Origin of the sequence: Streptomyces sp. (genome assembly GCF_036566765.1) — a bacterium.
Taxonomy (GTDB): Bacteria; Actinomycetota; Actinomycetes; order Streptomycetales; family Streptomycetaceae; genus Streptomyces.
In genome coordinates, this window is the sequence record NZ_DATCVQ010000023.1 from 1 (window position 1) to 6,150 (window position 6,150).

At 66.8% G+C, this 6,150-nt stretch carries 7 protein-coding genes; 2 read left to right on the plus strand and 5 right to left on the minus strand.

Translation table 11 applies throughout. The features are described 5' to 3' along the window. From VIU94_RS01105 to VIU94_RS01120, 4 genes are all read right to left on the minus strand, one after another. Positions 1-716, minus strand: a 716-nt coding sequence (locus tag VIU94_RS01105) for a pentapeptide repeat-containing protein (RefSeq protein ID WP_331906497.1), incomplete at its 3' end; no start/stop codon positions are given. 362 nt (positions 717-1,078) lie between these two features. Continuing rightward, positions 1,079-1,852 carry a polysaccharide deacetylase family protein gene (locus tag VIU94_RS01110; protein ID WP_331906499.1) on the minus strand — a complete coding sequence of 258 codons (774 nt, stop codon included), beginning with the start codon at positions 1,850-1,852 and terminating at the stop codon, positions 1,079-1,081. 355 nt (positions 1,853-2,207) lie between these two features. Beyond that, positions 2,208-2,648, minus strand: a complete 441-nt coding sequence (locus VIU94_RS01115) for a hypothetical protein (RefSeq protein WP_331906501.1) — start codon at positions 2,646-2,648, stop codon at positions 2,208-2,210. Positions 2,649-2,776: 128 nt separating this feature from the next. Next, positions 2,777-3,172 carry a hypothetical protein gene (locus tag VIU94_RS01120; protein ID WP_331906503.1) on the minus strand — a complete coding sequence of 132 codons (396 nt, stop codon included), beginning with the start codon at positions 3,170-3,172 and terminating at the stop codon, positions 2,777-2,779. A 235-nt stretch (positions 3,173-3,407) separates the two neighbouring features. Between VIU94_RS01120 and VIU94_RS01125 the strand changes: the two genes are divergently transcribed. Both VIU94_RS01125 and VIU94_RS01130 read left to right on the plus strand, forming a co-directional pair. Next, positions 3,408-4,103, plus strand: coding sequence for a hypothetical protein (locus VIU94_RS01125; RefSeq protein ID WP_331906505.1), 696 nt, complete (start codon positions 3,408-3,410; stop codon positions 4,101-4,103). Between the two features lie 109 nt (positions 4,104-4,212). Next, positions 4,213-5,067: a transposase gene (locus VIU94_RS01130; RefSeq protein ID WP_331906509.1), complete on the plus strand. Its 855-nt coding sequence runs from the start codon at positions 4,213-4,215 to the stop codon at positions 5,065-5,067. Positions 5,068-5,963: 896 nt separating this feature from the next. Here the strand turns inward: VIU94_RS01130 and VIU94_RS01135 are convergent. After that, the coding region (locus VIU94_RS01135) for a DUF4916 domain-containing protein (RefSeq protein ID WP_331906507.1) at positions 5,964-6,150 on the minus strand (187 nt) is incomplete at its 5' end.

Sequence of the window (6,150 nt, forward strand, 5' to 3'; positions counted from 1 at the left end):
GTCAGGTCGGCACCAGTGAGGTCGGTTCCTCGGAGATCAGCCAGTCTCAGATCCGCGCCGGTGAACTTGGTGCCATGGCCCCGCGCCTTGCGCAGATTTGCCTCCCGCAGGTCGGCGTCGGAGAAGTCGGCGTCGCTGAGGTCGGCCCTGACCATGCGAGCACCGCGCAGGTCGGCTTCGATGCAGCGGCTCTGGCGGAGAATCGACGTCCCGAGCTCCACGTGCCGCATGTTGGCCGCGATCAGCGAAGCCTTGGTCAGGTTGACCTGGTAGATACTCGCCGCTTCCAGGCAGGCCCCGTCGAAGTTGATGTGGTGCAGCCACAGGCCGTCGCAGTCGGCCCGACGCAGGTCGGTGTAGCTGACGTTGAGCCAGTCGGGGTGGCGTTCCTGGCACAGGACCCCGAGGCTGGTGAGTGCCACCTGGGCATCCGGGGCACGGGTCTCCAGCGGAGGCACGGAGTTGATGGAGGCTTCCGCCGCCGGGGAGTCGTGCCCTTGCGGAGGCCATGGCAGGTGAGTCCGAACAAATGCGGCCTTGATCGAGATGACCGCCTCCCGGTCGTAAGGCGAATGGTCCGCGATCCGCCACAGCGCGTAGAGGCCACCGATCCGCACGTCCGTGTTCTCGCTGCCGAGCTGATCGACTGCCCGGCTGAAGCGGTCGGTGATGTGTCCTTCCCGGGTGGCGTTCAGACCCTCCTGGTTGACCCTCAACTGCCGCCAGGTGGCGTACGCGCCGAAGAGAACGACAGCGCCACCGACCGCCTGTACGAGCGTGTGCGCACGTTGTTCACAGCTCCGAGCCGTTCAGCAGCCGAAATCCTGGCCCCGCCGAGATCGCGTGTGAGGGTGCCGATGTCCCGAGCCAGGTCAGGGTGTCATCCGGCACTGACAGTGGTGCGGGCGGCGGTGCCGAAGCCGCGGGCGACGGGGGCGCCTCGGTTGTCCAGGGGGAATCTCCGCGCCTCAATGTGGGAGCGTCACCTGGCGACGGCCGTATTTCAACAGATCGCCACATTCCGTCGGTTGGCCCGGAGCCGCCGCCTCGAACGCGGAGACCGGCCCTGCGCTGGGGCTCAGCGCACCGGGAAGCCGAAGGAGTAGCCCTGCTCCTTGAGTCGGGGAAGGAGCAGGCGCAGGGCCTCGACGGTCTGGGAACGATCACCGCCCGCGTCGTGGAAGAGGAGTGTCGGTCCGTTTGGCAGTTCCCGCTCGACGGTGGCGACGATGGCATGTGCGCCCGGACGCTCGAAGTCCTTGGTGTCCACGTTCCAGCCCAATGGGCGCATGCCCCGGGAAGCGGCGAGCTGGCGGCTGTACGGGGTGAACGCCCCGCCAGGCGCTCGGTAGTACATCGGTCGTACGCCCCCGGATGCCTTGGTGATCAGGCGTTCGGCGTCGAGTATCTGCTGCGACTGGTAGGTCTGGGAAGCCTTGTCCATGGCGGTGTTGTGCGACACCGAGTGGTTGCACAGCCGGTGCCCGGCCGCGACCACCTTCTTCACGAGGTCCGGGTGGGCCTGCGCCTGCGTCCCCACCATGCAGAACGTGGCCTTCACCCCGTACTCCCGCAGCAGGCCGAGTACTTGAGGGGTCCACACGGGGTCGGGGCCGTCATCGATGGTGATGTTGACTCCGCGGGCTCCCGCATCCGAGGCGTGAGCGATGGTCACTGCGACCGGCTTGACGTCACTGACCGGCGTGGCCGGCGCGTTCGCCTTTGGCGACGAGTCACCCGCGTTACCAGCCTGCGCGGTCCACACCGAGGCGCCGACGGCGAGCATCGTCACCCCGAGCGCCGCCCCGACCACCTTGCCGTACCAGCCCCGCCCACCGCCGTGCCGCGCCATGTCCGCCCCCTTTTCCTGCAGTCCCGCACCGGTCCCTGGTCACCTTGCGACCACCTGTCAGGACGAGGCGCGGCGGCCAAGGGATCCGTCTGTTACCGATCACGGACAATTCCGGGGGAGTTCACGGACAACTCTCCGCGAGCAGCGGCCGGAACCATGCCGCTTGACCCGATCTCGCCTCCGCCGGCAGCGGCGCGCACCTGTCGCGGGTGCCGCGGCGTCGGGCGGGCGGGTGATGCGACCAGGCCGCGGAGCAGGTGTTCTCGACACCTGTCGGCAGGGCCGGTCAGCGGCTGCGCACCCTCGGTCGAGGGCGACTGGCGATCGGGTCGCGAACGGCTGCTCCGCCGCGCGCTTACGCCTGGATCCAGCGCCTCAGCGCGTCCACCGTGTTCTCCGGCGTCGTGTTGAAGCACAGTCGGATCTCGGGGGCCGCCTCGGTGAGGGCGTTGACCAGGCGCTCGAACAGGAGGGTGTACTCCGGGAGCATGCGGACTCCACCGCCGAGCATCGCCAAGCCGAACGTGTGCTCCTGGAGATGCTGCCGGACGGTCGCCTCGGCGCGGTCCGGGGAGGTGTCGTCGATCAGCCAGACGACACCGTCGACCCCCGCCTCGCGCGCCGCGTCGTTCCCGGCCTCGATCCGGGCCGCGAGCGCCGCCTCGTCGAGTTCGTCGGGCAGCCGACTGTAGTCGAGCGCACTCGGATGCAGTCCTATGAACAGGACCTTTGTGTCGCGCGGCAGGGAAGTTGAATTCCTCGACAGGCTCATGCGCAGCGCCCTCTCCACTTTCATCGGGTTGATCTTTCGGTTCTAACACGGAGGTCGGGCGGTGGACCCGCACACTTCGAATGACTGCGTCACCTTGCCGAGTGGTCGGCCGAAGCGACCTTTCTGAGTGTGCAGAGGTCTGAGAAGTCATCTCATTCGGCAAGGTGACGTCGGATGAACGGCGCGGTGGCGAGGACGAGTCCCGCGAATGCGGTGAGCCGTTGCAGTCCTGGCTGGGCGAGGAGGCTGCTGTGCTGGATGCCGTAGGTCGCATACCAGTTGGCGGCGATGTCGGTCGCCATGATGGCGCAGGCGAGGTCCGTTCCTCGGCGCCTGCCGCCGAGGAGGAGTGCGGCTGCGAGCGGGTCGAAGAGGGCGAGTGAGGACCAGTAGAGGTTGAGCCAGCTCGGTGCCCAGTCGTAGGGGTGCAGGCCGTGACGGAGGAGGTCGGTGATGTGGGAGACGGCACCGACGAACAGCAGGCCGGCGGCGATGGCCAGGGCCAGTGCCACTACCCATCGTGGGGCGCGGCTCATCCATCGGGTCACGTCGCGGTTCCTCCCAGTTTCAGGTGCAGCCGTGTCATGCGGCCAGTCTGCGGTAGCAGATCAGTGTTGCTACCGAACCATCCAAGTGAGATGACCTCTTAGAGCGTCCGCCAGTAGGCGATCGGATGCGTGTGCGCGTATGACCCCGGGAACGAGTGTCAGTGGGACCGCCTACTCTCCGGACTGACTGGTGATCAAGTGTGACCACCACTTCCCACTGAAGGGGCGCCCCAGCATGACCAGTATCTTCACCGTGTCCGTAGACTCGGTCGAAGGCTCGACCCTCCGTGGGAGGGTGCACGTCATCAACCCCGACGTCCCATTTGTGCCACAAGAGACCGTCTTCCCCCTGTCTCTCCTGGTGGACGCCTGGTGGCACCTGGATAACGGGTTTCTGCACAACGAAGACGATGAGGAGCACGGCGGAGAGCGATACCCCTTCACCGACGAGCAGGGCAAGGCCATCGCAGCAGGCATGCGGCTGAAGGACGAGTTCCGGAAACTCTACGAATTCATCCTCGGTAAGGAGATAAGGGTTACCAAGGATGGGTACCTGCTCGCGGACGACGGCAAGACCATCCTCGAGCCCAGGCGCAAAGCGGAAGACGTGTACAAGCTGAGCGGGGGCAGCCGCCCCGGCTATTCCGTGTTTACTTCCGGCAACGCCGAGGAGTTCTCACAATGCGCCGCCGACATCGTGACTTCCTACGACATCAGCCCCTACCGGAACGCCCCGCACCTGAGCGAGGCCGCAGCGCTGGAAGATCCGGAGGAGCTGGACGTATGGGATGGGCTGGAGCTGGAGGAGGACTACTCCTTCGCTGAGATCCCTTACGCAGAGATTGTGGTGACCGTCAGCGACGCGGGCTACCTGGAACACATGGTCGCCGGCATGCGCTGGGACACGACCATGACAGGGCATGTGTGCTGAGAACTCGTAACATGATCGTTCAGAGTGCCTGTCAGTAGGTGGCTGTAGTGGTTGCAGGCACGGATCCTCGATCATGGAGTTGTCCACGCTTCTTGATCATTGGGAATCCGTGGCTGCCGTTCCGTCATCCCTTCTCGGCCCCGTCCGGGACCAGTTCCTCGCTCTGCTGCCCGTGCGGGAGGACAGGCATCCGCTGGGCTGCCACAACCCGCGGATCGCGGATGCGGTGGTCTTCGACCGGCTGGTCCAGGTGCTGGTCGTCTTCGGCTGTGGCTACGAGCGCGTCGCGGACGAGCACTGCTCGGCCACGACTCTGCGCCGCCGGAGGGACGAGTGGATCGCCTTGGGCGTGATGGAGCATCTCCGGTTGCTGGTCCTGACCGCCTACGACCGCATGATCGGCCTCGAACTGGACCATCTGGTCGCTGACGGCTGTATCGTCAAAGCACCCTCTGGTGGCGAGTGCGCCGGCAAAAGCCCGGTCGACCGGGCCAAACAGGGCATGAAGCGCTCGCAGTTGACCGAGGCGCAAGGCATACCGTTGGTCACCGAGCCGGCGCCCGCGAACATACGTGACCACACCCTGCTGCCGCCCACCCTCAACCGCTACGCCAGCCTGGAGAAAGACCTCGGTCCGCCGCCGATGCGCCCTCGATTGAGCCTGGATGCGGGCTATGACTACCGCGTTGTCCACGACGGCTTGGCCGACAAGAACATCGACGCACGCATCGTCCCACGCGGGGCGAAGGTCCCGATCCAGACCGGCGGTCGGTGGGTGGTCGAGCGCACGAATTCCTGGATGAACAACTTCGGGAGACTGCGTCGCTGCACGGAAAGACGCAGAGCCATCGTCGACTTCTTCCTCGCCGTGGCCTCCGTGATCATCACTATGCGCTGCCTGATCCGACGGGCCTGGACCCGCTACCGATGGGACACACGACCCCGCACACCACGCATTCGATGACCTACTGGCGGACGCTCTTAGAAGTCCTGACAAAGGCGTTGGACGTGTCGGTGGGTGATGAGGCAGGTGGCGAGGCCGAGGAAGGGCTTCGTGGATGTCGTCCCGTCGTTCCCAGTGGAGGCTCGACGGACTCGGCGATCGCAGAGGCGAGCCTCGCGTGGCCGTCCAGGATCAGATGGCATCCCAGGCCACTGACCCAGCACAACAGGACACGCCGGAGCATCCCTTCACGGACCTGCTTGCGGTACGCCTTGACCCGGGCTGTGCGCTGCATCGGACCTCGGCCGCAGCGGAAGGACGTCCATGCACCGGAATGGACGAACCAGTCCATGCATCCGTCGGGATGGCCCTCGCCGAGCGTCGAGCTCCGGTACCCGCCGTGCGACGTGCCGGAGCGGTGCCGGAGCCGGAGCGGACTCTTTCGCGAGAGTAGCCATCAGCCCTCGTTCAGCGGGCTGTCCGGCGAGTCGAAGCGGTACTGCGCGACGCGGTGAGCCCACTGCTCAGGGCTGGCCGCCAGGGCGCGCCCCACACCGACGCGGAGCGGCGGGACGAAGGGGCGGTGCTCGTCGGTGCACCGGAAGTCCCTGCCCTGGAGGCGCTCGTCGACAAACCGGGACCGGGCCCAGCAACGAACACGTACAGCCCCGGCCGGCGGTGGTCCCGCATGTCGAGGGACTGGGCTCCCACGTTCCGTCGCCCCGCGTGACAGCGCTGCGCTCCACGCCCGCAGCATCGACGGCTCGTGCGACGCCATGCGGATGGAGCGATCCCCTCGGCGAGGGTGAGCCTCGGCACCGAGGACGTGTCGGTACCGGTGCGAAATGACCCCGCTCGCCGCTCTGGACGGGTTCCTCCAGCCCGCAGCTCCCCGCGGAGCGTCGGGCGGGGGGATCTCAGTATGTGTGTCCCACGTGTGCGAGGGCCTGTTTCAGCAGCGTCCCGTGGCCGCCGGGCATCTCGTTCTGCACGGCGGGTGAGGCGGCTTCTTGCGGGCTGACCCAGACCAGGTCGAGCGCGTCCTGCCGCGGGCGGCAGTCGCCGGTCACCGGCACCACGTACGCGAGCGACACCGCGTGCTGG

Excerpts from the sequence above, each read along its gene's own strand:
- VIU94_RS01110 (WP_331906499.1), bottom strand. The coding sequence starts at position 1,852 with ATGGCGCGGCACGGCGGTGGGCGGGGCTGGTACGGCAAGGTGGTCGGG.
- VIU94_RS01125 (WP_331906505.1), top strand. The coding sequence starts at position 3,408 with ATGACCAGTATCTTCACCGTGTCCGTAGACTCGGTCGAAGGCTCGACC.
- VIU94_RS01115 (WP_331906501.1), bottom strand. The coding sequence starts at position 2,648 with ATGAAAGTGGAGAGGGCGCTGCGCATGAGCCTGTCGAGGAATTCAACT.